Source organism: Caulobacter sp. CCNWLW153 (assembly GCF_036889365.1).
GTDB lineage: Bacteria > Pseudomonadota > Alphaproteobacteria > Caulobacterales > Caulobacteraceae > Caulobacter > Caulobacter radicis.
On record NZ_JBAKFV010000017.1, the window covers coordinates 63,081 to 87,342 of the forward strand.

Genomic DNA, 24,262 nt, shown 5'->3' on the forward strand with positions numbered 1-24,262 from the left:
TTCGGAAAAAGATCGCGCGATATCAGTCGCTTGCAACTTTCTCATGGGGCTGGATCAGACGCGCTCGCTGGCGCCGTACACTTCTGTCATGGCCGAGAAAAGCGAACAGAACGACGCGCTGCTGACCGAGATCCGCGACCTGGTCGTGGAGACCTATCACGGCGCGGCCAAGGAGCTGCTGACCCAGGTGCAGGGTGAGCCGCCCAAGGCGCGGATGGAGGCGAGCAAGCTGGCGGCCCTGGTCGGGCGACCGGTGGAGATGCTGCACGCCGCCAGGCTGCGTTCGCAAAAGATCTCGGCTTCGAGACAGCCCGCCGCGGACGACGGCGAAGAGGACGAGGCCGACATGCATGGCGAGATCCCCGACGATCCCGAAGAGCTTCGAGCCGCAGTTGAGTCCAAGGTTGCCAAGCTTGCGGAGCTCCTGGAGCGCAAGCGGCGCGACGGGGCCGGCGGCGACGACCGCTGCGATGAGCCCGGAGCAGCAGCGGAGGTTTCTCAGCGTCGCTCTGGCTGAGCCGCTGCCGCATCAGGAGCTGGAGGGGGGCGAGGACTGGTCGACCTTCCTGCTGCTGGGCGGGCGGGGGTCGGGCAAGACCTTCGCCGGGGCGCGCTGGCTGGCGCAGATGGCGCTGACCGTGCCGCGCATGGCGCTGGTGGGACCGACCCTGCACGACGTGCGCGAGGTGATGGTCGAGGGCGCCTCGGGGCTCCGGGCGACCAGCGGACCGGCCTTCCGGCCGCGCTGGGAAAGCTCTCGCCGGCGGCTGGTATGGCCCAATGGGGCCGCCGCCTACGCCTTTTCGGCCGAGGATCCCGACAGCCTGCGCGGGCCGCAGTTCCATGCGGCCTGGGCCGACGAGTTCTGCGCCTGGCCCAAGGCCGGCGAGACCCTGGCCATGCTGCGGTTCGGCCTGCGGCTGGGCGAGGACCCCCGGCTGGTGGTGACCACCACGCCGCGGCCCACCCGGGCGCTGAAGGTGCTGATGGCCGAGCCGGGCGTCGTCACGACGCGGGCGGGGACGGCGGCCAACGCCGAGAACCTCGCGCCCCGGTTCCTGGCGACGCTGGAGGCGCTGTACGGCGGCACGCGGCTGGCGGCCCAGGAGCTGGACGGGATCGTCGTCGAGACCGACGGCGGCCTGTTCCGAGCCGAGGACCTGGCGAGCTGTCGGGGCGCGCCGCCGGCGAGATTCGACCGGGTGGTGGTGGCGGTCGATCCGCCGGCCACCGCGCGGGGCGACGCCTGCGGGGTGGTGGTCGCCGGCCGCCGCGACGGCCGCGCCTATGTGCTGGCCGACCGCACGGCGCGGGGGCTGTCGCCCAACGGCTGGGCGAGCCTGGCCGTGGCGGCGGCCGTGGATTTCGACGCTGACGCGCTGGTGGCCGAGGCCAACCAGGGCGGCGACATGGTGCGCAGCGTGCTGGCCCAGGCCGCCCCGCCGTGCCCGATCAAGCTGGTGCGCGCGTCGGTGGGCAAGCGGGCCCGGGCCGAGCCGGTGGCGGCGCTGTACGAGCAGGGGAAGGTCGTGCATTGCGGCGCCTTCCCGGCCCTGGAGGAGGAGCTGATGGGCCTGGGCGACGGCGACCTGGGCCACAGCCCGGACCGGGCCGACGCGCTGGTCTGGGCGCTGAGCGAACTGATGCTGGGCGGGGGGAAGGCGCCGCGGCTTAGGGTGGTTTAGCGCCCTTCGGGCGGCTTCAAGGATCCTCCCCCCGAAGGGGGAGGTGGCCCGGAGGGCCGGAGGGGGAAGTGTCTTCGATCGTGGCCAGGATCGTGGCCAGAGCATCGTCGACGGACGCCAGCACTTCGAAGGCCGGTATCCGCAAGGTTTGCACGCCTCGTTCGGCAAGACGCATGTCGCGAATGCGATCCCGCTCGGGCCGGTCTTCGGTGTCATGGGCATAGCCGTCGACTTCGACGGCCAGTTGCGCTTCGGGGCAGTAGAAATCCAAGACGTAGGGGCCAGCGGGATGTTGCCGGCGGAATTTCCATCCTTTCAGGCGACCACCCTTGAGGCCCTGCCATAGCAGGACTTCCGGGAGGGACATCTCTCGCCTGAGCTTCCTGGCCCTGGCGATGCGGGGGCGGGGCGGCTGCATCGACTTCCCCCTCCGTCGCTTCGCGACACCTCCCCCTTCAGGGGGAGGATCTTAATACATCGTTCTTCATTTGTTCTCAACCTTCACGGGAGCGGCCATGGCCCTTTTCGCGCGCCGGCGCGTGCCGGAAATCAAGGATTCGCGGGCCGCCAGGCTGGTGGCGCTGACCAGCGGCGGGCGGCCGCAGTGGACGCCGAGGGACTATGGGGCCCTGGCGGCCGAGGGGTTTTCCAAGAACCCCGTGGCCTATCGCTGCGTGCGGATGATCGCCGAGGCGGCGGGATCCGTGCCGCTGGCGGTGTTCCACGACGGGCGGCGCGGCGACGATCATCCGCTGGCGCGGCTGCTGGCGGCGCCCAATCCCGAGCAGGGCGGGCCTGACCTGATGGAGGCGTTCTTCGGGCACTTGCAGGTGGCGGGCAACGGCTACCTGGAGGCGGCCGGGGAGCAGCCGACCGAGCTCTACGCCCTGCGGCCCGACCGGATGGCGGTGGTTCCCGGGCCGCGCGGCTGGCCGGCGGCCTATGACTACCAGGCCGGCGGGCGGACGGCGCGGATCGGGCGCGACGCCGACGGCTGGCTGCCGGTGCTGCACCTGAAGCTGTTCAACCCGACCAGCGACCACTACGGGGCCTCGCCGCTCGAAGCCGCCGCCTTCGCCATCGACGTGCACAACGCCTCGGGGGCGTGGAACAAGGGCTTGCTCGACAACGCCGCGCGGCCGTCGGGGGCGCTGGTCTATGGCGGGCGCGACGGGGACCGGCTTTCCGAGGAGCAGTTCGAGCGGCTGAAGGCCGAGCTGGCCAATGCGCATGCCGGCGCCGACAACGCCGGCCGGCCGCTGCTGCTGGAGGGCGGGCTGGAGTGGAAGCCGATGTCGCTGACCCCGGCCGACCTCGATTTCGTCGAGGGCAAGCACGCGGCGGCGCGGGAGATCGCCCTGGCCTTCGGGGTTCCGCCGCAGCTGCTGGGGATCCCCGGCGACAACACCTACGCCAATTATCGCGAGGCCAACGGGGCGTTCTGGCGGCACACGGTGGTTCCGCTGGCCGAGCGGGCGGCGCGGGCGATCACGGCCTGGCTGGGGCCGAAGTTTCCCGGCGCGCGGGTGGGCTGCGACCTCGACGCCGTGCCCGCGCTGAGCGCTGAACGGGACGCGCTGTGGGCGCGGCTGGAGGCGGCGAGTTTTCTCACCGACGAGGAGCGGCGGCGGCTGGCGGGGCTGGAGGGGTGATCAAGATCCTCCCCCCGAAGGGGGAGGTGGCCCGAAGGGCTGGAGGGGGAAGTCCCTTCGGCCTCCGGTGCATCGCCACCTCCGCAATCACATCCCCCTCCGTCGGCTTCGCCGACACCTCCCCCTTCAGGGGGAGGGTCTTGGAGAACGGACTTCCATGACTTCATCCCCCAACCGCTGGCGGCTGGACCGCCAGATCTCGGCGGCCGTGCTGGTGGCGGTGACGCTGCAGGCGGCCGCGGCGCTGATGTGGGCCGGGCGGGCCAGCGCGCGGATCGACGAGATGCAGAAGCGCCTCGACGCCCAGGCCCCGGTGGCCGAGCGGCTGGCCAGGCTGGAGACCCAGGCCGAGGCCACGCGCGCGGCCCTGGTGCGGATCGAGGCCAAGCTGGAAGGGGGCGGTCGATGAGCGAGCTGCACATCGAGGGCTACGCCTCGCTGTTCTGGACCCGCGATCTCAACGACGACGTCACCGCCGCCGGCGCCTTCAAGCAGAGCCTGGAGGCCGGGCCGATCCGCATGCTGCACCAGCACGACGAGGCCGAGCCCGTGGGCGTCTGGGACGAGGCTTCTGAGGACGCCCGCGGCCTATTCGTCCGTGGACGGATCATTGCCGCGACGCCGCGCGGGCGGCTGGTGGCGACGCTGGTCGAGGCGGGCGCTCTGGACGGCCTGTCGATCGGCTTTCGGCAGGTCAAGGCGCGGACGGACGGGCGCTTGCGGGTGCTGTCGCGCGTCGACCTCTGGGAGGTGTCGATTGTGACCTTCCCGATGCTGCCGCAGGCGCGGCTGGCGGTGGTTTGAACACCAGGATCCTTCCCCCGAAGGGGGAGGTGGCCCGAAGGGCCGGAGGGGGAAGCAAGCTTCCACGCCGGCCGCTTCCCCCTCCATCGTCCCGGCTTTCGCCGGGCCGACACCTCCCCCTTCAGGGGGAGGATTTTCCAGAAACGGAGAACTCCATGAAGGAAACCAAACAGGTCCCGGCCTCGCCGGAGGCCCGGGCGGCGCTGGCGCAAATGCTGGCGGCGTTCGAGGGCTTCAAGGCCGCCAACGACCAGCGGCTGGCGGCGATCGAAAGCAAGAGCGTCCCCGGTGGCGTCGACGTGCTGCTGGAGGAGAAGGTGTCGCGCATCGACGCGGCCCTGAACGCCGCCCAGGATCGCCTCGACCGGGTGCTGGCCGACAGCCGCCGTCCGGCCCTGGCCGGCGAGGCGCCGGCCGCGCGGGTCGACGAGCGCAAGGCCGCCTTCGACCGCTATGTGAAGACCGGCGAGACGGCCGGTCTTGTCGGGGGGCTGCTGGAGGCCAAGGGCCTGTCGGAGGGCGTCGCCACGGCCGGCGGCTATGTGGCCCCGCCCGAGCTGGAGCGGCAGATCCTGCGCCGCCTGGCGGCCACCAGCCCGATGCGCGAGATCTGCCAGGTGCGCACCATCGGCGGCGGCACGTTCCGCAAGCCGGTGTCGCCCATGGGCCTGGCCGCGGCCTGGGTGGCCGAGACCGCCGCGCGCCCCGAGACCACGGCGCCGACCCTGGACGTCATCGACTTCCCGGCCGGCGAGCTCTACGCCAGCCCGGCCGCCACCCAGGCCCTGCTGGACGACGCCTATGTCAGCATCGACGAGTGGCTGGCCGAAGAGGTGCAGGACGCCTTCGCCGCCCAGGAGACGGCGGCCTTCGTGGCCGGCGACGGGGTCAACAAGCCCAAGGGCCTGCTGGCCTACACCGCCGCGCCGGACGCGTCGTACGCCTGGGGCCAACTGGGCTACGTGGCCACTGGCGTGGCCGGGAACTGGCCGGCCAGCAACCCGACCGACAAGCTGATCGACCTGATCTACTCGGCCAGGGCCCAGTACCGCCAGAACGGCCGCTTCGTGCTCAATCGCCGGACGGTGAGCGCGGTGCGCAAGTTCAAGGACGCGCAGGGCAACTACATCTGGAACGCGGCCTTGCAGCCGGGGCAGTCGGCGAGCCTGCTGGGCTTCCCGGTGACCGAGATCGAGGCCATGCCCGACGTCGGCGCCAACGCGCTCGCTGTCGCCTTTGGCGACTTCGAGAAGGGCTACCTGATCGTCGACCGCGCCGGGGTGCGGGTGCTGCGCGACCCCTATTCGGCCAAGCCGCACGTGCTGTTCTACACCACCAAGCGCGTCGGCGGCGGCGTGCAGAACTTCGACGCGGTGAAGCTGCTGAAGTTCGCGGCGAGCTGATCTGAACCTTCCTCCGACCTTTCGGGAACCTCCCCCTTTGGGAGGCGGCCCGGAGGGCCGGAGGGGGGACGTTCTCAGCTGTCGCGGAGACGGCCGGTTTCGCAGGTCTCCCCCCACCGATCGCTGCGCGATCGCCTCCCCCCACAGGGGGAGGTTCCCGAAGGCCGACCCGCAGGGCGCCTTCCCTCAACACTGGAAATCCCCATGCCCAATTCCGTGACCCTGGCGCAGGCCAGGGACTTCCTGCGCGCGGGCGGCGAGGACGAGCTGGTTTCCCTGCTGATCGACGCCGCCGAGGCGCGGGTCGGGCAGGCGGCCGGAGTCGTCATGAGCGCCGCCAGTCCCGCGCCGCTGCGCCTGGCGGTGCTGATCCTGGCCTGCCACGCCTACGAGCATCGCGGCGACGCGAGGCCGCCGCCGCTGTCGCTGGTCGAGCCGTGGATCGCGCCGTTCCGGCAGGCGCGGCTGTGAGCGCCGAGATCGCCCTGGCCGGGGCCTTGGCGCAGCGGCTGGCGGCCGCGCCGGCGGTGGCGGCGATCGTCGGGACGCGGGTGCATGCCGCCCCGCCCCGGATGCTGACCTATCCGTGCGTCAGCGTCGGCCGGATCGAGAGCCGGCCCGTGGGCGAGGGCGACCTGCTCGAGCACGTCGTGACCATCACCTGCGCCTCGCGTTTCGGCGGGCCGGAGGAGGCGCGGGCCATGGTGGCCGCCGCGCGGCTGGCGCTGCACGACGCCGCGCCGGCCGTGGAGGGGCGCGTGCTGGCCTCGCTGAAGGTGCGCTTTTCCGACGTGTTCGCCGCGGCAGACGACGAGCTGACGCTGGGCGTGCTGCGCGTGCGGGCGGTCAGCGAGCCGGCCTGAATTCCAACCCAGAAGGAGACCGACCATGGCCGCGCAAGCCGGCAAGGACATGCTGCTGAAGATCGGCGACGGGGGCTCGCCGCAGGCCTTCGTGACGGTGGCGGGCCTGCGGGCCCGGACCATCAGCCTGAACGCCAGGACCATCGACGCCACCGACGGCGACAGCGCCGGGCGCTGGCGCGAACTGCTGGCCGGGGCGGGCGTGCGCTCGGCCTCGGTATCGGGGGCGGGGGTGTTCCGCGACGCCGCCTCCGACGCGCTGGTGCGCGACAGCTTCTTTTCGCAGACCGCCAGGACCTGGCGGCTGGTGATCCCCGACTTCGCCCAGCTGGAGGGGCCGTTCCTGGTCTCGGCGCTGGAATATGCCGGCCAGCATGACGGCGAGGCGGCCTTCGCCCTGACCCTGGCCTCGGCCGGGGCGGTCAGCGTGACGGCGATCTAGCCGAGGAAGAAGCGCTGGTTCTCGGCCTTGAAGGCGCGCAGGCGCTCGGGGTCGTCGTCGCGCAGGTCGGGGTCGGAGACCAGGGTGGCCTCCACGCCGACGCGGAAGGTCTCGAGCCGGCCATCGTCGCGTTGCAGCGACACCCTGTAGAGCCGCCAAGGCGGCGCGCCGCTGTGCTGGGGGAAGTCGAGGCCGGCGAAGGCGATCTCGAGCACCCGGCGGCCGGACCCTTCGTAGTCGCGCTTGATGCGCAGGAGGTCGCGCTCGCGCCCGGCGGCCAGGAGCCAGCCCAGGTATAGCGCGAACGGGCCGCAGCAGGCGGCGAGCACGAACACGAAACCGATGACGTCGAGGAGGTCGGGCAGGGCGGCCATCGCGAAGAGAAGGGACCAAGCGGGCGCAGCCTAGCTTTCGGTCCGGCGAACAACAAGGAGGCGAGATGGGCGAGGTGAATCGCGCGCGCGGCGAGGTCGCCGTGACGCTGGGCGGGGTGACGCGGCGGCTGTGTCTGACGCTGGGCGGCCTGGCCAGGATCGAGGCGGCGCTGGGCTTGTCTGACTGGAGCCAGCTGCCGGCGCGGCTGGCGCGGCCGTCGGCGAGCGAGCTGATGGCGGTGCTGGAGGCGCTGGTCGACGACGAGCTGGGCCCGCTGGACGCCGGCCGGCTGGACCCGCGCGAGGCCGCCGCGGCGGTGGCCATGGCCCTGGCGGCGGCCGCGTGAGCCCCTGGGGCGAGATGCTGCGGCGGGCGGCGGTCGCGTTCGCCATCCCGCCGGCGGCGTTCTGGCGGCTGTCGCTGAAGGAGTGGCGGGCCCTGGCGGGCGAGGGGGCGGGCGCAGCGCTGGGGCGGTCGCACCTGGCGGCGCTGATGGCGCGGTTTCCCGACGAGATGGAGGACGAGGCATGAGCGGTTTCGACGAAGGCCTGCCGCTGCGCACGGCCGAGGCGGCCGACGCCCTGGCGGGCCTGGAGGCGCCGGCCCGGGCGGCGGCGCGGTCGATCGAAGACGCCTTCGCCGGCGCCGGCGAGAACCTGGCGCGGTCGCTGGCCCGGGCGGCCGCCGACGGCGAGGTGTCGCTGGCCGAACTGGCGCGGGCGGTGCTGGGCGCGGTGTCCGGCGGTCGCGGAAGCGGCCTGGGCGAGGCGCTGAGCGCGGCGGTGTCGGGCGTGTTTTCCGGGGCGCGGGCCGAGGGCGGGCCGGTCACCGGCGGCGGGGCCTATCTGGTCGGCGAGCGCGGACCCGAGGTGTTCCGGCCGACCGGGGCGGGGGTGGTCGAGCCCCTTGGCGGCGGCGGCGCGATCAGCGTGACGGTGCAGGTGGCGGGCGGCGAGGCGGCGGCCCTGGCCCGCTCGGACGCCCAGCTGGCCCAGGCCCTGGCGCGGGCGGTCAGCCTGGGCGCGCGGCGGCTCTAGCCGAAGACGTCAGCCGTTTCTCGGGTCGTGGCCTTAGGCGTCCGCGAGGGCAGGCAGCCGAGGACGAAGACCAGCGCCACCAGCACCAATGCGGCCGCCAGGGAGAAGGCGCTCATGGAGACGTCCGGGTTTTCCGCCACGCTGGGCGGGACCCCGAGCGTCCTGTTCAGGCCGATGCCGACGAGGACGATCGGCAGCGGAAACGGCGCCAGCCAGAACGGCAGGCCCGCGTCGCGCAGGCGTCGGGCGGCGAAGGCGCACCAGACAACGAGGCTGACCCAGTCGACCGTGTCGCTGAAGAGGTCGTTGTGCGGGATCTCCAACACGGCGAACACGGCGACGAGCATGGCGATCAGGCTCAGCCAGTATTCGAGCCGCCGGCCACGGCCGGTCAGATAGGCCAGGACCAGCTTCGTCATGCGAACACCTTGGCCTTGTTATCGCCGTCGGCGGCGGGGCGGGGCCTGGGTTTCCAGAGGCCGATGGCGATGACGAAGGCCGCCCAGATCCAGCCCGACGCCATCGGCAGCACGCTGACGGTCAGGGTGATCCAGGCGTCGGCGGGCAGCGGAATCAGGCCTGCCGCCACGGCCAGGGCCATCACCGCGACCGGGGCGAGGGCCAGCCAGGCGGGCTGGCCGATATCGCGGAGCCGGCGGGCGGCCAGGACCATCCAGAAGACCAGGCCGGAAAGGTTCACCGACAGCCCGAAGGCGGGGTGCGGCAGCAGCCGCGCGACCACCAGCAGGGCCAGCAGGACGACGAGGCCGAGCCGGTATTCGCGCTGCTTGCCGCGGCCCGCCAGATAGCCCTTGATCGCGTTCACGCCGCGCCCCCCGACACACAAAACCCCGCCGCGACAGTAGCGGCGGGGTTGCGTGCGCGAAAGGGCTCTCGCTGTGTTCGTCCGGGCTAGACGGCCAGGGCGTTCAGCGGCCGGTCGCCCCAGCGGTTGTCGCTGGTGTCGCCCGGGGTGGCGCCGACCCACAGCGTGAAGCCGATGCTGACCAGGAAGCCCAGCAGCAGGGACATCACCACGCCGCCGGCGCCGGCCAGGGCGAACAGTTCGGGGTCGCCGCCGTTCAGGGCGATGGCCGCCGCGCCGAAGCCCAGCCACAGGGCCGAGCCGATCAGCATCACGGGGCCCAGCACGATCGGCAGGGCCTGCCACCAGCCGCTCTTGCCCATGTCGTGCAGGCGCTTGGTGTAGATGCAGACGAAGCAGTAAAGCGACGCCAGGGCGACGAGATTGCCGATGACCGGGACCCACCCGGCCACCACGTTGGCGCCCAGCAGCATCAGCCAGGCGATCCAGAACGCCTGACGGCCGATACGGCCGTCGGCGGAGAACATCAGGGTTTTCCAGTCCATGTCTTTGTCTCCCAACCTTGAGGAGAGACTAGGGCCGGCCCTGTCGCGGCTGAAGTGAAATGGACGTCATGACAAGGGTTTAACCCGCCGTTGCGAGCGCGGGGGACGGTGCGGCCGCGGCTGCGGGCGTCGCGCGGCGCGGGCCGGGCTCGACGCCCAGCCAGCCCAGCAGCGCCAGCCAGAGCAGGCCCGAGGCCCCCGCGCCGGTGAAGATCGGCACGATGACGGCCATGCCCTGCAGGTGGCCCATCCAGGCCATCAGCCCGCCGGTGAGGATCAGGTCCAGGCCCCAGACGCCGACCAGCGGCCAGGGGCCGTGGCCCATGTCGCGCAGGCGCTTGAGGCACAGCACGCCGCTGACCCAGCCTTGCAGCGCCAGAATCGCCAGGCCCGGGATCCAGCCGTCGAAACCGAGAGCCGGGCCGCTGACGTCGACCAGCCAGGGCCCGACCAGCGGGATGGCGGCCATGGGCGCCGCGCCATGGCGCCCGAACGCCAGGAAGCCGCCGATCTCGAGCCCGAGCAGCAGGAACAGGCCCAGCCAGAACGGTCCGCGGCCGATGGCGCCGCGCGGCGAGAAGAGCAGGGCGAAGAAGGGCACGGCGGGGTCTCCGGCGGGTCTGGATCGAATGTAAGTAAATAATCACTCACATTGTGCAGCTGTCAAGGAGACTCCGCATGAGCGCCTTTCACGAGGTGCGGCTGCCCGTGCGCCTGGCCTTCGGCGGGACGAGCGGGATCGAGCGCCGCACCGAGATCGTCGGCCTGGCCTCGGGCGCCGAGCACCGGTCCAGCCCATGGGCGCACGGGCGCCGGCGCTACCTGGTCGGCACGGCGACGCGCAGCCTGGACGAGGCCGCCGAGCTGGTGGCGTTCTTCGAGGCGCGGCGCGGGCGGCTGCACGGCTTTCGGTTCAGGGACCCGGCCGACTTCAAGTCGTGCGCGCCGTCGCTGAACCCCGCCCCGAACGACCAGCTGCTGGGGACAGGCGACGGAACGCGGAAGACGTTCCAACTGGCCAAGGCCTACGGGGCCGCAGAGACGGCGGTGTCGCGGCCGATCGCCAAGCCGCAGGCCGGGACGGTGCGGGTGGCGGTGGCCGGCGTCGAGCAGGCGGCCGGGGCCTTCGCGGTGGATGCGGCCACGGGCCTGGTCACCCTTGCGGCCGCGCCGGCGGCGGGGGCGGCGGTGACCGCCGGCTTCCTGTTCGACACGCCGGTGCGCTTCGACCTCGACCGCCTCGACGTGACCCTGGAGGGGTTCGGGGCGGCGCGGGTCGGGGCCGTGTCGCTGGTCGAGGTGCGGGCCTGATGCGCGCGGTCGAGGCGGCGCTGGCGGCGCGCATCGAAAGCGGGGCGGCGCGGCTGTGCCATGCCTGGGTGCTGACCCGGGCCGACGGCGTGGCGCTGGGCTTCACCGATCACGACCGCGACCTGACGGTGGCGGGGACGGTCTGCCGGGCGGCCAGCGGCTGGAGCGCGGGGGCGGCCGAGGACGAGGCGGGGTTCGGACCCGGCCTGGCCGCGGCGCTGGGGGCGCTGGACGACTCTTCGCAAGAGGGGGCGGCGATCACCGCGGCCGACATCGAGGCGGGGCTCTATGACGGCGCCCACGTGGTCTGCCGGCGAGTGGACTGGAGCGCGCCGGACCTGCTGGTCGAGCTGTGGCGGGCCCGGGTGGCGCGCATCTCTTGGACGGGCCAGGCCTTCACCGCCGAGCTGGAGGGGCCGGCGGCGGACCTGGAGCGGGCAGCGGGACGGACCTACGCCCGCAGCTGCGACGCGACCCTGGGCGACGGGCGTTGCGGCGTCGACCTGGCCGCCCATCCCGGCGCGACCTGCGACCGGCGCTGGACGACCTGCCGAGACGCATTCGCCAACGCGACCAATTTCCGGGGCTTTCCGACCCTGCCGGGCGAGGACTTCCTCACCCTCTATCCGGCCGAGGGCGACCTCAACGACGGGGGGCGGCGATGAGCGTCCGCGCGGCGGTGCTGGTCGAGGCGCGGAGCTGGCTGGGCACGCCCTACCAGCACCAGGCCAGCCTGAGGGGCGCGGGCTGTGACTGCCTGGGCCTGGTGCGCGGGGTGTGGCGGGCGCTGCACGGGCCCGAGCGCGAGGCGCCGCCGCCCTATCGTCCCGACTGGGCCGAGCTGTGCGAGGGAGAGCCCTTGCTGGAGGGGCTGGCGCGGACGCTGGTCGCCGTCGAGCCGGCGGATGCTCGGCCTGGCGACGTGGTGGTGTTCCGCATGCTTGCCGGGGCGGCGGCCAAGCACTGCGCGATCCTGTCGGCGCAAGGGCCGGCGGGGACGCGGATGATCCATGCCTATTGGGGCCGGGCCTGCGTCGAGAGCTGGCTGGGACCCTGGTGGCGCGCGCGGCTGGTCGCCGCCTTCTCGTTTCCGGAGCACGACTGATGGCGCAGATGATCCTCACCGGGGCCGGTTCGAGCCTTGGTTCGCTGGGCGCGATCGGCGCCACCCTGGGGGCGATGGTCGATGTCGGCCTGGCCGCCGCCCTGGCGCCGGCCCGGACCGCGGGCCCGCGCATCGCCGAACTGAAGCTGACCGGCGCGGCCGAGGGGGCGGCGATGCCTTGCGCGTTCGGCCGGGCGCGGGTGGCCGGCCAGGTGATCTGGGCGGCGCGTTTCCGCGAGCACCGCCGCGAGACCGGCGGCAAGGGCGGGCGCGTGCGGTCCTACGGCTACAGCCTGTCGTTCGCCCTGGCGGTGGGCGAGGGGCCGATCGACGGCATCGGCCGGGTGTGGGCCGACGGCAAGGTGATGGACATGGACGGCGTGGTCATGCGCGTCCATCGCGGGACGCAGGACCAGTTGCCCGACCCGCTGATCGCGGCGGTGGAGGGCGAGGCGCCGGCCTATCGGGGCGTGGCCTATGTGGTGTTCGAGGACCTGGCGCTGGACGCCTTCGGCGGGCGGCCGCCGCAGCTGTCGTTCGAGGTGCTGCGCCGGCCGGGCGGCGACGGGACGGGGCTGGAGGACCGGCTGGAAAGCGTGTGCCTGATCCCCGGGGCGGGCGAGTTCGTGCTGGCGACCGACGTGGTGCTGCGCCGCGAGGGGCTGACGCGCACGACGGCCGAGAACCAGAACAACGCCGAGGGCCGGGCCGACCTGCTGCTGTCGCTGGACCAGTTGCAGGCGCAGCTGCCGAACGTGCGGCGGGTCAACCTGGTGGTCAGCTGGTTCGGCACCGACCTGCGCTGCGGGTCGTGCGAGATCCGGCCGGGCGTCGAGGCGGCCGACAAGCCGACCGAGCCGATGGTCTGGCGGGCAGCGGGGCTGGAGCGCGGGCAGGCGCGGCTTATCTCGCAGAGCGGCGGGGGCGTGGCCTATGGCGGCACGCCGGCCGACGCGGCGGTGGCGCAGGCGATCGTCGAGCTGAAGCGGCGGGGCTTTTCGGTCACGCTCTATCCGTTCGTGCTGATGGACGTGCCGGCCGGCAACGGTCTGGCCGACCCCCACGGCGGGGGCGAGCAGGCGGCCTATCCCTGGCGCGGGCGGATCACCTGCCATCCGGCCCCGGGGCGGGCGGGCTCGCCGCACAGGACCGCAGCTGCGACCGCGCAGGCGGCGGCGTTCTTCGACGGCGAATGGGGCTTCGCCCGCTTCGTGCGGCATTACGCGGAGCTGGCGGCGCGGGCCGGCGGGGTGGACGGCTTCCTGATCGGCTCGGAGCTGGTGGGCCTCACCCGGGTGCGCGACGCGGCGGGGTTCCCGGCCGTGGCGGCGCTGAAGGCGCTGGCCGGGCAGGCGCGGGCGCTGCTGGGGCCGCAGACGAAGATCGGCTACGCCGCCGACTGGAGCGAATATTTCGGCAGCCAGCCGGCCGACGGCTCGGGCGACGTTCACTTCCATCTCGACCCGCTGTGGGCCGATCCGAACATCGACTTCGTGGGCGTCGACTACTATCCGCCGATCACCGACTGGCGGGACGGGCAGGAGCACGAAGACGCCCTGGCCGGCTGGGGCGGGCCGCATGATCCGAACTACCTGCGCTACGCCCTGACGGGCGGCGAGGGCTTCGAGTGGTTCTACGCCTCGAACGCCGATCGCGCCGCGCAGGTCCGCACGCCGATCACCGACGGGGCGCATGGCGAGCCGTGGGTGTTCCGGCCCAAGGACCTGCTGTCGTGGTGGAGCCATGCGCACCACGACCGGCCGGGCGGCGTGAGGTCGGAGGCGCCCACGGCCTGGGTCCCGAAATCGAAGCCGATCCGGCTGATCGAGTTCGGCTGCGGGGCGGTGGACAAGGGCGCCAATGCGCCCAACCTGTTCGTCGATCCCAAGAGCGCCGAGAGTTCGCTGCCGCCATTCTCGGACGGCGGCGCCGACGCGCTGGGCCAGCGGCGGGCGCTGGAGGCGGTGCTGGCCATGGTGGGCGATCCGGAGACCAATCCGGTGTCGCCGGTCTATGGCGGGCCGATGATCGAGGAGGCCAGCGCCTGGTGCTGGGACGCGCGGCCGTTCCCCGACTTTCCGGCGCGGGCGCAGGTGTGGGCCGACGCGCCCAACTGGCGGCTGGGCCACTGGCTGAACGGCCGGGCCGGCGCGGCGGGCTTGAGCGAACTGGTCATGGCCGTGGCGGCGCGGGCCGGGGTGGTGGTCGATCCGGGCGAGGCGTCTGGTCTGGTGGAAGGCTATGTGATCGACCGACCGATGCGCCTGCGCGACGCGCTGTCGCCGCTGACCGAGGCCTTCGGGCTGGACGCGGTGGAGCGCGGCGGGCGGGTGCGTCTGGTCTCGCGCTCGGGCCCGGCGCAAGGCGTCCTGGCCGGCGACGACCTGGCCTGGCCGGAGGATCGCGCCGCGCCGGCCAGCGCGGCGCGGCGGCTGGAGGACGCGGCCGGCGCGGTGCGGCTGCGGTTCGTGGACCTGGCGCGCGACTACCAGGCCGGCGGGCTGGTGGTGCGCGGCGGGCCGGGAGCGCTGACCCTCGACGTCGAGGCGCCGCTGGTGCTGACGGCCGCCCAGGCCGGCGCCATCGCCCGGCGGCGGCTGGACGCGCAAAGCGCCGCGCGGCGCGAGCGGGTCGTCCACCTGTCGCCCCTGGCGGCGCTGCGCTGGCAGGCCGGCGACCGCCTGGCGCTGGACGGCGAGACCTGGCGCGTTGCGCGGGTGGACATCGACGAGCGGCCGCGGGTGAAGCTGCTGCCCGTCTTGCCCGCCGTGGGCGAGGCGGGCGAGATCGACTGGAGCCCGGCCCCGCCTCGTGCGGTGGTCGGGCCGCCGGCCGTGGTGGTGCTGGACCTGCCGCCGCTGCCCGGCGCGGAGGAGGACGTCCGGCCGCTGGTCGCCGTCGCCGCCCAGCCGTGGCGGGCCTTCGACGTGCATGCGGGGGCGGAGGTGGAGGCCCTGCGCGTGCGGGGGACGGCGGGGGCCTGCGCGACCGTGGGGACGACTGTCGGATCTGCCGGCCGGGCCGCGCCACCGGTTCGACCGGGGAACGCGGCTGGTGGTGCGCCTGGAGGGCGGCGCGCCCCGGAGCCGGGCCCGCGCGGCCATGCTGGCCGGCGAGAACCTGCTGACGGTGCGCGGGCCGGACGGCTGGGAGCTGTTGCAGTTCCTGAGCGCCGAGATGGTCGGGCCCGACGCCTGGGCGCTGAGCGGCCTGCTGCGCGGGCAGCAGGGCTCGGACATGGCGACGATGGTTGCGGCCGGGGCGACGGTGGTGCTGGTCGACGAGGCCCTGGTTCGGGCCGAGGTCGGCCTGGCCGAGCGCGGCCTGCCGCTGGCCTGGCGGGCGGCGCCGGCCGGCGGTCCGGCGGCGGGACCGGCGATGACCCAGGTCGAGGCGGACTGGCGGGGCCTGGCCCTGCGGCCCTGGTCGCCGGCGCATCTCAGGGCGAAGAGGGTGGGCGGCGACACCCGGCTGTCGTGGATCCGCCGCGCGCGGATCGGCGGCGACGGCTGGGAGGGCGAGGCTCCGCTGGCCGAGGCGGGAGAGGCCTGGCGGGTGGAGATCCTGGACGGCGAAACGGTGGTGCGGACGGCCGAGATGGCGACGCCGGGCTTTACCTGGACGGCGGCGATGCGGGCGGCCGACCTGCCGGCTGGGCCGACGAGCGCGCTGTCGGCCAGGGTGGCGCAGGGCTCGGCGACGTGGGGCTGGGCCGCCTCCACGACAATCTCGCTGTGATATTAATGCAACATTTGGCTTGCGCCCGGCGCGGAACCGCCTAATTGAGGGGCTTCGACATTTCCGTACTGTCTTGAGGGCCTTCCTTGGCGCGCGACCCCTATCTGGAGCTTGGCGTTTCCCGCGGCGCGAGCGCGGACGAGATCCGCAAGGCCTTCCGCAAGCTGGCCAAGCAGTATCACCCCGACACCAATCCCGGGGACAAGAAGGCCGAGGACAAGTTCAAGCAGGTCAGCGCCGCCTTCGACATCCTCGGCGACGCCGAGAAGAAGAAGAAGTTCGACGCCGGCGAGATCGACGCCGACGGGCGCGAGACCATGCGCGGCTTCGGCGGCGCCGGCGGCGGCCCGTTCGGCGGCGGCTTTGGCCGGGGCGGCGGCTTCGGGCGCGGCGGCGGTGGAAGCGATGGCCCCGAGATCGACCTCAACGACCTGTTCGGCGACATCCTGGGCCGCAATCGCGGCGCGGGAGCCGGCGGCGGCTTCGGCGGCGGCGGCTTCTCGGCCAAGGGCGCGGACGTGCGCGCGCGGCTCGACATCGACCTGGAAGAGTCGATCAAGGGCGGCAAGAAGCGCGTGGCCTTCTCGGACGGCCGCACGATCGACGTGACCATCCCGGCCGGCGCCCAGGAAGGCCAGACCCTGCGCCTGAAGGGGCAGGGCAGCCCGGGGCGCGGCGGCAACGGCGACGCGCTGATCGAGCTGGCGGTCAAGCCGCACCCGATCTACCGCAAGGAAGGCGAGCACCTGGTCATGGACCTGCCGGTCAGCGTTCCCGACGCGGTGCTGGGCGGCAAGGTCGAGGCCCCGACGCCCGACGGTCCGGTCAATGTGACGGTGCCCAAGGGCGCCAACAGCGGTTCCAAGCTGCGGCTGAAGGGCCGGGGGCTGGCCGACGCCAAGGGCCATCGCGGCGACCTCTACGCCCGCCTGGTCGTCACCCTGCCCGAAACCATCGACGAGGACCTGGAGAAGTTCGCCCAGGCCTGGCGCGAGCAGAAGCCCTACACGCCCAAGCGACGCTAGGGGCGGGCGCATCGGGTCTTAACCATGCCTGGTCAGGTCTGGTTAAGACCTGGCGAACAGATTGCGCGGTGTTTCCAGAAGGGAAGTCGCCGTGCAGGTTTCCGCAACCAACGCCGCCGTTCGCTACGCCCCGCCGCGCCCGGCCGGTTCGGGCGAGGCCGCCGCGGCCATCGTCGACCTGACCCAGCTGGCGGTGGCGCAGACCAACGCCAAGGCGACCCAGGCGGCCGGCGCGGCTCTGGCCCAGGCCACCGGCGAACTGACCGGCGTGCTGGTCGACATCTCGGCCTGAGGCCCAACAGGTCATTTCCGCCGCAAGGGCCGGTGTTGACCAAAGCCGGCAGTTGCTTGCGACGTCGATCTGAAGTCCGAAGCCGGCCCGGCGAGCAACGTCCGGTCGCGACCCAATGTCGGACATCGGGCCCAATGACCCTCTCTCCATGAGAGAGGGATTTGATGTCCGCCACCCACCCTTCGCCGACATCAAATCCACCCGCTTCGTGCAGGTTGTCGCTAGCGGATGGAGGCCCCCGAGGGTGAGGAACGACGGGCGGCGGCAAAGGGCGCGCCTCGTGCGGCGCGCCCTCCGTGTCGGCTAGGCCCCGATCAACTGCTGGCGGGCGGCCTTGGCGGCGGCGACCATGTTGGCGAGGGCCGGTTCGACTTCCTCCCATTTGCGGGTCTTCAGGCCGCAATCGGGATTGACCCACAGCTGGGCCGGCGACAGGCGCTGGCCGGCTTTCGCCAGCAGGTCGAGCATCTCGCCGGAGGCTGGGCTGCGGGGGGCGTGGATGTCGTAGACGCCGGGGCCGATCTGGGCCGGGTAGGCGTAGGCCTCGAAGGCGTCGAGCAGCTCCATCTTCGATCGCGCGGTCTCGATGGAGATGACGTCGGCGTCCATGGCGCCGATGGCGGCGATGATGTCGTTGAACTCCGAATAGCACATGTGGGTGTGGATCTGGGTCTCGTCGCGCACGCCGCTGGCGGCGATGCGGAAGGCCTCGACGGCCCAGGCGAGATAGGCGTCCCAGTCGCCGCGGCGCAGCGGCAGGCCCTCGCGCAGGGCGGCCTCGTCGATCTGGATGATCGCCGCGCCGGCGGCTTCGAGGTCGACGACCTCGTCGCGGACGGCCAGGGCGATCTGGCGGCAGGTTTCACCGCGCGGGATGTCGTCGCGGACGAACGACCATTGCAGAATGGTGACCGGTCCGGTCAGCATGCCCTTCATCGGCCGGGCGGTGAGGGATTGGGCGTAGGCCCACCACTCGACCGTCATCGGCGCGGGGCGAGAGACGTCGCCGTAGAGGATCGGCGGGCGCACGCAGCGCGAGCCGTAGGACTGCACCCAGGCGTGCCGGGTGAAGGCGAAACCGTTCAGCCGCTCGCCGAAATACTGGACCATGTCGTTGCGCTCGAACTCGCCGTGGACCAGCACGTCGAGGCCGATCTCCTGCTGCCAGGCCACCGCCCGGGCGGTCTCGGCGCGCAGGAAGTCGGCGTAGTCGGCGTCGGCCAGCTGGCCCTTGGCGTGGGCGGCGCGGGCCTGGCGGACGGCGGCGGTCTGCGGGAACGAGCCGATGGTGGTGGTCGGCAGGGGCGGCAGGCCTAGCCTGGCCTGTTGCAGCACGATGCGCTGCTCGAACGGCGTGGCGCGGGCCGCGTCATGGGCCGTGACGGCGGCGGCGCGGGCCTGGACGGCGGGATCGTGGATGCGCGGCGAGGTCTTGCGCGAGGCGACGGCGGCGCCTGCGGCGTCGAGCTCGGAGCGGACGGCGGCGCGGCCCTGGTTCAGGGCCTTGGCCAGGATCGCCAGCTCTTCCAGCTTCTGCACGGCGAAGGCCAGCCATTGGCCGACCTCGGGATCGAGGTCGGTCTCGATGGCGAGGTCGAGCGGGGTGTGCAGCAGCGAGCAGGACGGGGCCAGGATCACCCGGTCGGGGCCGCGGGCGGCGACCACCGGCTCGACCCGGTCGAGAATGGCCGTAAGGTCGGCGCGCCAGACGTTGCGGCCGTCGACGACGCCCAGTTCGAGAACGAGGCTGTCGCGGGCCAGGGCGATGACGGCGTCGAGGTCGCCCGGGGCGCGGACGAGGTCGAGGTGCAGGCCGTCGACGGGCAGGTTGGCGGCCGTCGACAGGTTGTCGCCGTAGGTCCCGAAATAGCTGGCCAGCAGGATGCGGATGCGCGGGGCGGCGTGGGTCAGGGCGCCGTAGGCGCGGCGGATCTCGGCGCGCTCGAAATCGGTGAGGTCGAGCGCCAGGCAGGGCTCGTCGAACTGCACCCAGTCGGCGCCGGCCTGGGCCAGGCGTTGCAGGATCTCGGCGTAGACGGGCAGCAGGGCGGACAGCAGCGACAGCGGCTGGAAATCCCCATTCGGGTTGGGGTCCTTGCTCTTGGCCAGCTTGAGGAAGGTGACGGGGCCCAGGATCACCGGGCGGGTGAAGACCCCCTGCGCCTTGGCCTCGAGGAAGTCGTCGACGACCTTGGTCGAGGTCAGGGCGAAGGCCTGGCCCGGCGAGAGCTCGGGCGCGAGGTAGTGGTAGTTGGTGTCGAACCACTTGGTCATTTCGAGCGCCGGCAGGCCGGAGGCGGACGTCTCGTGAGCGCAGCCGTGGTCGCAGGCCTGGCGACCCGGCGTGCCGCCATCTTGCGTTCCTCTGGCCATGGCGAAGTAGAGGGGCAGGTCGACCGGGCCGCCGGTCCAGCCGTAGGCGGCCGGGATCGCGCCGACCATGACGGCGGTGTCGAGCACGTGGTCGTACAGCGAAAAGTCGTTGCTGGGCACGTGGTCGACGCCCAGGTGGGCCTGGCGGCGCCAGGCCAGGGCGCGCAGCGTGGCGGCCTCGCGCTGGAGGTCGGCGGCGTCCAGCCGGCCGGCCCAGTGGGCTTCGAGGGCGGTCTTCAGGCGGCGCTGGGGGCCGATGCGGGGAAAGCCGAGGGCGGCGACGGTGACGGTCATTTACTAGCCTCTGTCTCGATGGTGACGGAGGCTGGACGGGGCGCAGGCGCGCAGGCGCGCGAACGGGATGGCCGACCCGCGCCTGGAACTCGCGACCAGACCGGGCACCCCGCCGGAGGACGTTATCTGTCGAGGCAGGTCTCCTGGCTCGCGGGTCAACGCCGCCGTCCTGGCCTTCCCGGCGCCCCACCGAGTCGAGTTCGGGGCGCCAGTGACACGTATCGGACGGCCGCTCGCCGCTTACAGTTGCGGGGGCAGCGCCGGTTTCGCACCGGCTTCCCTCTTAGCTTTGGACGCGCGAGCGCCCGCAGACCACGACCCCCTTATCAAGCCTGGGGTCGTGGGCATTGTCAATTGGGACATAAAGATATCTTTATGTGATCTCCGATTGCGTCCGAGCGTGGCCTTGGCCCGTGACAGGACGTCGCACACCGTTCATAAACCCCGCGTTCAGTCTCCATTCAGCCGCATGCGGCTAAACCGGACGCCATGAAGCCGATCCGAGCCATACTCGCCGCAGCCGCCATCGTCGCCGCCCTCCCGGGCGCGGCTCTGGCCCAGCGCGGCCCTGACTCCCTGGGCGCCGACTGGCGGGCCCGGCAGGACCAGGCGCGTGGCGGCGTTCAGTCGGGCCGGCTGGTGCCGCTGAGCGTGGTCATCGACCGCATCTCGCGCCGCACTCCCGGCCGCCTGCTCGACGCGGGCCTGGAAGGGCGCAACTATCGCATCCGCTGGGCGACGACCGACGGCCGCCGCATCGACTTCATCGTCGACGCCGAGAGCGGCCAGATCCTCAGCGGGGGCTAAGGAGTCTCTTAAGAACTATGCGCATCCTGCTCGTCGAAGACGATCCCGACCTGTCGCGCCAGCTGAAGCTGGCCCTGGCCGACGCCGGCTATGCGGTCGACCACGCCGCCGACGGCGAGGAGGCTCAGTTCCTGGGCGAGACCGAGCCCTATGACGCGGTGATCCTCGACCTTGGCCTGCCCAAGGTGGACGGGGTGTCGGTGCTGGAGCGCTGGCGGCGCGGCAGCGTCGCCACGCCGGTGCTGATCCTCACCGCCCGCGGCGCCTGGAGCGAGAAGGTCGCCGGCTTCGACGCCGGCGCCGACGACTACCTGACCAAGCCCTTCCACACCGAGGAACTGCTGGCGCGCCTGCGGGCGCTGCTGCGGCGCTCGGCCGGCCACGCCGCGCCGAGCCTGACCTGCGGCGGCCTGCGCCTGGACCCGCGCGCGGCGCGGGCCAGCGTCAACGGCGAGCCGCTGCGCCTGACCTCGCTGGAATACCGCCTGCTGCACTACATGATGATGCACCAGGGCCGGGTGATCGGCCGCACCGAGCTGGTCGAGCATCTGTACGATCAGGACTTCGACCGCGACAGCAACACCATCGAGGTGTTCATCGGCCGGCTGCGCAAGAAGCTGGGCGCCGACCGCATCGAGACGGTGCGGGGCCTGGGCTATCGGCTGATTCCGCTGGAAGGCGAGACGGCCGGGTGATCCCGCGCGGCGGCGCCTGATGCTGCTCGGCTTCCGCAAGCGCTCGCTCGTCCGGCGGCTGGTGCTGCTGGCGGCCAGCTGGACGCTGATCGTCCTGCTGGCGGCCGGGGCCTTCCTGACCGCCCAGTTCCGCGACGCGGCCATCCGCCGGTTCGACCAGTCGCTGGCGGTGCTGACCGACGACCTCTACGCCGGCTCGGCGGTGGAGGACGGGGTGCTGAAAGCGCCGTTCCTGACCGACATTCGCGCCACGCGGGCCTATTCGGGCCGCTACTGGACGATCTTCGCCCAGCGCAACGGGTCGCTGAAGGCGGTCGAGCGCTCGCGCTCGCTGTTCGACAGCGACCTGATGCTGTCGACCGCCCAGGTCGACCGGCTGACCGCCGACCCGGGCAAGACCCAGTTCTTCGACATGCACGGTCCGCAGGACAAGCCGCTGCGGGCGGCGGCGATCCTGGCGCGGTTGCCCAACTATCCCGACCCGGTGGTGTTCATCGCCGCCGAGGACCGCTCGCCGATCGACGCCGACGCCGACCGTTTCGGGCGGATCACGATCTTCGCCCTGCTGCTGCTGGGCGCGGGCCTGATCCTGGCCATTGTCGTGCAGGTGCGTTTCGGCCTGCAGCCGATCTTCCGCCTGCGCCGCGAGATCGCCGACGTGCGGCGCGGCAAGGCCGAGCGGCTGGCCGGGCCCTATCCGGTGGAGCTGGAGCCGCTGGCCGAGGAACTGAACGGCCTCTTGGCCCACAACCAGGAAGTCGTCGAGCGCCAGCGCACCCACGTCGGCAACCTGGCCCACGCCCTGAAGACGCCGCTGTCGGTGATGCTGACCGAGGCCAGCCAGCAGGGCGGCGCCCTGGCCGAGGTGGTCGAGCGCCAGGCCCAGACCATGCGCGAGCAGGTCGACCACCACCTGCGCCGGGCGCGGGCGGCGGCGCGCTCGCAGACCAGCGGCGAGCGCACGCCGGTCGAGCCGATCCTCGACGAACTGGCGGTGACGCTGGAGCGGATCTTCCAGGACAAGGACGAGGGCCGGGGCGTCGAGATCGACTGGCGCTGTCCGGAAGACCTGTGCTTCCAGGGCGAGCGCCAGGACTTCATGGAACTGGCCGGCAACGTCATGGAGAACGCCGGCAAGTGGTCGAAGGCCAGGATCCGGGCCGAGGCGAAGCCGGACGGCGAGGGCAAGATGCTGCTGGTCGTCGACGACGACGGTCCGGGCATTCCGCTCGAGCAGCGGGCCCAGGCGCTCAAGCGCGGCCAGCGGATGGACGAGCACACGCCGGGCACCGGCCTTGGCCTGTCGATCGTCGACGAGCTGGCGAGGGCCTATGGCGGCTCGGTGACGCTGGACGATTCGCCGCTGGGGGGCCTGCGGGTCGTACTGTCGCTGCCGCGCGCCGAGGGTTAACGCTACCCGGCGCCATCTTCGGGCGAGCTTGCTGTCGCGCAGGTGGAGCCAAGGGCCCCGCGACTATTCGCCTTGCCTTCCTGCATTGAAAAAGCAGCGGTTTCGGAAAGTTTTAACCTCGTCCGCAACATGGTTGACGCTGCCAGGACCCCCCAGTTCCCGGCGGAGATCCATGGCCGCACTCGCCGCGCAAAAACTGCAGATCATCCGGACGCTGGTCGAGACCGCGCCCGATGCGGCTCTGCGCAGTCTCGAGCTGGCCCTCGCCAACGCCACGGGCGGGGCGCTGTCGACCGTGCGGGCCATCGTCGAGGACGAGACGGCCGACCGCTACGTGCGCAACACCATCCTTTCGCCGATCGCCCCGCTGTGCCAGCCGCGCGCGGCCGACCTGCCGCAGTTTCCGCGCCGGGCGCTGGCCCTGCTGTGGATCGCGCTGAAGGCCGAGGCCCCGCGCCAGGTCGCCGAGGGCGCGGCGCGCTGCAATCCCTGGGACCTCGACAACGGCGCCCCCGACGTCTTCAACCAGCTGTGCAAGATCGCCGCGCGCGGCCTGCGCGAGCCGACCCGGCGCGAGTTCGAGGCGGTGGGCCAGATCTGCGACGCGGCGGCCCTGGCCGACTATCTCGACCTGTCGGTGATCGTCCGCAACGCCCTGCCGCGGCTGTCGGAATGGGTCAGCCGGATGAACGGCGAGCGGGCGGCCTCGGCGCGCCTGGCCTATCGCGACGCCTGCGCCATCAGCGGCGACGCCGGGCCCCGGATGTTCGAGATGCTGGCCGCGCATCTGCCCGAGCCGTGGCGGATCCTGCGGGTGATCTCGGCGGTGATGGACCGCCCCAACGACCGCTACCTGGCCTCGTCGGAGGTCAAGGCCTTCGGCGAGCGCATGCTGGCCGACATCGAGGCCAGCATCGAGCAGGTGCGCGGCTTCGACCTCGCCGGCGGCGTGGCGGCCGGGCGCGAAGCGGCCGCCAGCGCCCAGCGCATCGCCAACCAGCTGACCGAGTTCGAGCAGGCCGTGGACGTGGCCAAGGACGGCCCGTGGGGCAAGCGGATCTCGAAGTTCAAGCAGGCCGCCGCCCAGGCGGCCGAGGCGCGGATGAACGCGGCCGACAAGGAACTGTCGCTGGCCCTGCCGTCGCGGCCGATCTCGATGATGGGCAAGATGGGCGGCGGCAAGGGCGTGCCCAAGCTGGACGCCGCGCCCGACGAGGCCCTGGTGCGTCGGGCCGCCGCGGCCCTGGCCTTCATCGAGGACCTGCGTCCCTGCGCGGCCCAGGCCGGCTACGGCGCGACCCGCGCCAAGGCGCTGGAAAAGCTGAACCAGCGCCTGGACCAGTATATCGAGGACTGCCTGCACGTGGCGCGCACCGGCGAGGGCGGCGACCCGCAGATCGCCCGGGCCTATCTCGACATCGCCGCCGGCTACATCGTCCATACGCGCGACGAGAAGACCGCCGAGATCGTCCGCCGCCGCGCCGTCGCGGCCATGGCGGCCTAATCCCTCCCTTAAGAGCGTTTTTTCACTGACGGGCGGACGCTTCTCCGGCTAACAGCGGTCTCATGATCGGTTTCT

General features: G+C 72.5%; 28 protein-coding genes, 1 pseudogene and 1 riboswitch. Of the genes and pseudogenes, 22 read left to right on the top strand and 7 right to left on the bottom strand.

All coding sequences use genetic code 11. The features are described 5' to 3' along the window. Positions 1-43 precede the first annotated feature (43 nt). Both V6S85_RS22415 and V6S85_RS22420 read left to right on the top strand, forming a co-directional pair. A complete protein-coding gene (locus V6S85_RS22415) occupies positions 44-517 on the top strand; it encodes a hypothetical protein (RefSeq protein ID WP_116568521.1) in 474 nt (157 codons plus the stop codon). Then, a complete protein-coding gene (locus V6S85_RS22420) occupies positions 471-1,685 on the top strand; it encodes a DNA-packaging protein (protein WP_116568522.1) in 1,215 nt (404 codons plus the stop codon). Before V6S85_RS22415 ends, V6S85_RS22420 begins: the two co-directional genes overlap by 47 nt. Positions 1,686-1,701: 16 nt before the next feature. Here the strand turns inward: V6S85_RS22420 and V6S85_RS22425 are convergent, their stop codons facing one another. Then, complete coding sequence (locus V6S85_RS22425; RefSeq protein WP_116568523.1) at positions 1,702-2,103, bottom strand: endonuclease domain-containing protein; 402 nt, start codon at positions 2,101-2,103, stop codon at positions 1,702-1,704. 97 nt (positions 2,104-2,200) lie between these two features. Here V6S85_RS22425 and V6S85_RS22430 point away from each other — a divergent pair, with 97 nt between their 5' ends. The 7 genes from V6S85_RS22430 to V6S85_RS22460 all read left to right on the top strand — a co-directional run bounded on the left by V6S85_RS22430 (position 2,201) and on the right by V6S85_RS22460 (position 6,849). Next, positions 2,201-3,337: a phage portal protein gene (locus V6S85_RS22430; RefSeq protein WP_334350317.1), complete on the top strand. Its 1,137-nt coding sequence runs from the start codon at positions 2,201-2,203 to the stop codon at positions 3,335-3,337. A gap of 157 nt (positions 3,338-3,494) precedes the next feature. Further along, on the top strand, positions 3,495-3,746 hold the full coding sequence (locus tag V6S85_RS22435; RefSeq protein WP_116487687.1) for a hypothetical protein: 252 nt from the start codon (positions 3,495-3,497) through the stop codon (positions 3,744-3,746). Then, the gene (locus V6S85_RS22440) at positions 3,743-4,141 is read left to right on the top strand and encodes an HK97 family phage prohead protease (RefSeq protein ID WP_334350318.1); all 399 of its coding nucleotides are present in this window, start codon (positions 3,743-3,745) and stop codon (positions 4,139-4,141) included. Before V6S85_RS22435 ends, V6S85_RS22440 begins: the two co-directional genes overlap by 4 nt. Positions 4,142-4,296: 155 nt before the next feature. After that, on the top strand, positions 4,297-5,544 hold the full coding sequence (locus V6S85_RS22445; protein ID WP_334350319.1) for a phage major capsid protein: 1,248 nt from the start codon (positions 4,297-4,299) through the stop codon (positions 5,542-5,544). 204 nt (positions 5,545-5,748) lie between these two features. Further along, positions 5,749-6,015 carry a head-tail connector protein gene (locus V6S85_RS22450; protein ID WP_243410580.1) on the top strand — a complete coding sequence of 89 codons (267 nt, stop codon included), beginning with the start codon at positions 5,749-5,751 and terminating at the stop codon, positions 6,013-6,015. After that, positions 6,012-6,407, top strand: a complete 396-nt coding sequence (locus tag V6S85_RS22455) for a DUF3168 domain-containing protein (RefSeq protein WP_243410581.1) — start codon at positions 6,012-6,014, stop codon at positions 6,405-6,407. Before V6S85_RS22450 ends, V6S85_RS22455 begins: the two co-directional genes overlap by 4 nt. Before the next feature lie 25 nt (positions 6,408-6,432). Beyond that, on the top strand, positions 6,433-6,849 hold the full coding sequence (locus tag V6S85_RS22460; protein WP_116568528.1) for a phage major tail protein, TP901-1 family: 417 nt from the start codon (positions 6,433-6,435) through the stop codon (positions 6,847-6,849). Here V6S85_RS22460 and V6S85_RS22465 read toward each other — a convergent pair. Continuing rightward, positions 6,846-7,223 (bottom strand): hypothetical protein, encoded by a 378-nt coding sequence (locus V6S85_RS22465; protein ID WP_116568529.1) that lies wholly within the window; start codon positions 7,221-7,223, stop codon positions 6,846-6,848. The genes V6S85_RS22460 and V6S85_RS22465 overlap by 4 nt on opposite strands. Before the next feature lie 65 nt (positions 7,224-7,288). Between V6S85_RS22465 and V6S85_RS22470 the strand changes: the two genes are divergently transcribed. The 3 genes from V6S85_RS22470 to V6S85_RS22480 are packed head-to-tail and all read left to right on the top strand — an operon-like array spanning position 7,289 to position 8,261. Next, a complete protein-coding gene (locus V6S85_RS22470) occupies positions 7,289-7,570 on the top strand; it encodes a GTA-gp10 family protein (RefSeq protein WP_116487692.1) in 282 nt (93 codons plus the stop codon). Then, complete coding sequence (locus V6S85_RS22475; RefSeq protein WP_334350320.1) at positions 7,567-7,755, top strand: phage tail assembly chaperone; 189 nt, start codon at positions 7,567-7,569, stop codon at positions 7,753-7,755. Before V6S85_RS22470 ends, V6S85_RS22475 begins: the two co-directional genes overlap by 4 nt. Continuing rightward, positions 7,752-8,261, top strand: coding sequence for a phage tail tape measure protein (locus V6S85_RS22480; protein WP_334350321.1), 510 nt, complete (start codon positions 7,752-7,754; stop codon positions 8,259-8,261). The genes V6S85_RS22475 and V6S85_RS22480 overlap by 4 nt, the downstream gene beginning before the upstream one ends. Here the strand turns inward: V6S85_RS22480 and V6S85_RS22485 are convergent. The 4 genes from V6S85_RS22485 to V6S85_RS22500 form a co-directional block, all read right to left on the bottom strand. Next, positions 8,258-8,680, bottom strand: coding sequence for a DUF805 domain-containing protein (locus V6S85_RS22485; protein ID WP_334350322.1), 423 nt, complete (start codon positions 8,678-8,680; stop codon positions 8,258-8,260). The two genes, V6S85_RS22480 and V6S85_RS22485, sit on opposite strands and share 4 nt — an antisense overlap. Beyond that, positions 8,677-9,087, bottom strand: coding sequence for a hypothetical protein (locus V6S85_RS22490; RefSeq protein WP_334350323.1), 411 nt, complete (start codon positions 9,085-9,087; stop codon positions 8,677-8,679). Before V6S85_RS22490 ends, V6S85_RS22485 begins: the two co-directional genes overlap by 4 nt. Before the next feature lie 86 nt (positions 9,088-9,173). Continuing rightward, positions 9,174-9,632, bottom strand: a complete 459-nt coding sequence (locus V6S85_RS22495) for a DUF805 domain-containing protein (protein ID WP_116487700.1) — start codon at positions 9,630-9,632, stop codon at positions 9,174-9,176. 79 nt (positions 9,633-9,711) lie between these two features. After that, positions 9,712-10,233 (bottom strand): hypothetical protein, encoded by a 522-nt coding sequence (locus V6S85_RS22500; RefSeq protein ID WP_334350324.1) that lies wholly within the window; start codon positions 10,231-10,233, stop codon positions 9,712-9,714. Positions 10,234-10,310: 77 nt separating this feature from the next. Here V6S85_RS22500 and V6S85_RS22505 point away from each other — a divergent pair, with 77 nt between their 5' ends. The 6 genes and pseudogenes from V6S85_RS22505 to V6S85_RS22530 all read left to right on the top strand — a co-directional run bounded on the left by V6S85_RS22505 (position 10,311) and on the right by V6S85_RS22530 (position 17,103). After that, positions 10,311-10,943, top strand: a complete 633-nt coding sequence (locus tag V6S85_RS22505) for a DUF2460 domain-containing protein (RefSeq protein WP_334350325.1) — start codon at positions 10,311-10,313, stop codon at positions 10,941-10,943. Continuing rightward, positions 10,943-11,608, top strand: a complete 666-nt coding sequence (locus V6S85_RS22510) for a baseplate hub domain-containing protein (RefSeq protein WP_334350326.1) — start codon at positions 10,943-10,945, stop codon at positions 11,606-11,608. The genes V6S85_RS22505 and V6S85_RS22510 overlap by 1 nt, the downstream gene beginning before the upstream one ends. Continuing rightward, positions 11,605-12,048: an NlpC/P60 family protein gene (locus tag V6S85_RS22515; protein ID WP_334350327.1), complete on the top strand. Its 444-nt coding sequence runs from the start codon at positions 11,605-11,607 to the stop codon at positions 12,046-12,048. The genes V6S85_RS22510 and V6S85_RS22515 overlap by 4 nt, the downstream gene beginning before the upstream one ends. Continuing rightward, positions 12,048-15,786: pseudogene (locus tag V6S85_RS22520) on the top strand (baseplate multidomain protein megatron). The gene V6S85_RS22515 and the pseudogene V6S85_RS22520 overlap by 1 nt, the downstream one beginning before the upstream one ends. An 86-nt stretch (positions 15,787-15,872) precedes the next feature. Beyond that, positions 15,873-16,811 carry a J domain-containing protein gene (locus V6S85_RS22525; protein WP_334350330.1) on the top strand — a complete coding sequence of 313 codons (939 nt, stop codon included), beginning with the start codon at positions 15,873-15,875 and terminating at the stop codon, positions 16,809-16,811. 91 nt (positions 16,812-16,902) lie between these two features. Next, the gene (locus tag V6S85_RS22530) at positions 16,903-17,103 is read left to right on the top strand and encodes a hypothetical protein (protein ID WP_101718418.1); all 201 of its coding nucleotides are present in this window, start codon (positions 16,903-16,905) and stop codon (positions 17,101-17,103) included. A gap of 303 nt (positions 17,104-17,406) precedes the next feature. On the opposite strand, the gene metE is transcribed toward V6S85_RS22530, so the two are convergent. Beyond that, positions 17,407-19,770: a 5-methyltetrahydropteroyltriglutamate--homocysteine S-methyltransferase gene (metE, locus tag V6S85_RS22535; RefSeq protein WP_334350331.1), complete on the bottom strand. Its 2,364-nt coding sequence runs from the start codon at positions 19,768-19,770 to the stop codon at positions 17,407-17,409. 116 nt (positions 19,771-19,886) lie between these two features. Beyond that, positions 19,887-20,102: riboswitch (cobalamin riboswitch) on the bottom strand. Between the two features lie 157 nt (positions 20,103-20,259). Between metE and V6S85_RS22540 the strand changes: the two genes are divergently transcribed. The 4 genes from V6S85_RS22540 (at position 20,260) to V6S85_RS22555 (ending at position 24,187) form a co-directional block, all read left to right on the top strand. After that, a complete protein-coding gene (locus tag V6S85_RS22540) occupies positions 20,260-20,577 on the top strand; it encodes a PepSY domain-containing protein (protein WP_101718416.1) in 318 nt (105 codons plus the stop codon). A 17-nt stretch (positions 20,578-20,594) separates the two neighbouring features. Next, a complete protein-coding gene (locus V6S85_RS22545) occupies positions 20,595-21,272 on the top strand; it encodes a response regulator transcription factor (RefSeq protein WP_101718415.1) in 678 nt (225 codons plus the stop codon). 16 nt (positions 21,273-21,288) lie between these two features. After that, complete coding sequence (locus V6S85_RS22550) at positions 21,289-22,683, top strand: sensor histidine kinase (RefSeq protein WP_334350346.1); 1,395 nt, start codon at positions 21,289-21,291, stop codon at positions 22,681-22,683. A 172-nt stretch (positions 22,684-22,855) separates the two neighbouring features. Then, entirely contained in the window at positions 22,856-24,187 is a 1,332-nt protein-coding gene (locus V6S85_RS22555; RefSeq protein WP_116568543.1) for a hypothetical protein, read from the top strand. The last annotated feature ends 75 nt before the right edge of the window (positions 24,188-24,262 follow it).